The organism is Leifsonia sp. HAY1-4F (assembly GCF_056755275.1).
In genome coordinates this window covers 1-262 of the sequence record NZ_JBNDHX010000356.1, presented here as the reverse complement: position 1 = coordinate 262, position 262 = coordinate 1, and the positions used below count along the sequence as shown (strand labels likewise).

At 64.1% G+C, this 262-nt stretch carries 1 pseudogene; it reads left to right on the top strand.

Features of this window, described 5'->3' with window-relative positions:
* A pseudogene (locus ACPYOG_RS19820) lies at window positions 1–262 on the top strand (hypothetical protein); the annotation flags it as partial.

Sequence of the window (262 nt, the reverse complement as noted above, 5' to 3'; positions counted from 1 at the left end):
ACCCGGCATCGAGACCGGTGCGCATTGGGACTTTCCTGAACGCCAGGAAGAAAAGTGGCCGCGGGAGCGGTCCCTCGAGCACGCGTTCGTAACGCCCGTTTTTGGGATCTCCACCCGGCTGAAAGGCGCCTCAGGGATTATCCGGAGATACGCCTACAAGTACAGCGAAGGCCGTGCCGCCCATTGGCTGTTGCTCGTCGCCGCAGACCGGGTGGACGCTTGGGAACACCACCTCCGCTCCTTTGCGACCCTCCGCCCGGAC